Source organism: Vibrio sp. A37 (genome assembly GCF_059777565.1).
This window is the reverse complement of the sequence record NZ_JBLNLI010000099.1, coordinates 1-267: the sequence shown is the minus strand read 5'-3', so window position 1 is coordinate 267 and position 267 is coordinate 1. Positions and strand designations below refer to the sequence as shown.

The following is a 267-nucleotide window of genomic DNA, read 5'->3' as shown; positions in this document are numbered from 1 at the left end:
AGAGTTTTTACGATAACTTGGCAGACAAACATAGTGATGAGTGTTTCGTGGTCTAGTACACCGCTAAAAGCGATAAATATGAAGAGTGCGCTATCAATCAATGATGCAAAAAAGGTGCTGCAGAAGACACGAATGAATAACCACTTAGATTGGGTTAATTGTTTGATTTTATGCAGTAAGTAAGCATTGACGTTCTCTGAAATAAAATAAGAGAGCATTGAAGCCATAAAGACAGAGTTAATCGAATGTACGATTGTTTCGTAGCTC

The 267-nt window shown here is 36.7% G+C and carries 1 protein-coding gene; it reads right to left on the bottom strand.

Annotation, left to right across the window (positions count from 1 at the left end):
* Nucleotides 1-267, bottom strand: a 267-nt coding sequence (locus ACM2FC_RS23680) for a queuosine precursor transporter (RefSeq protein WP_498483482.1), incomplete at both ends; no start/stop codon positions are given.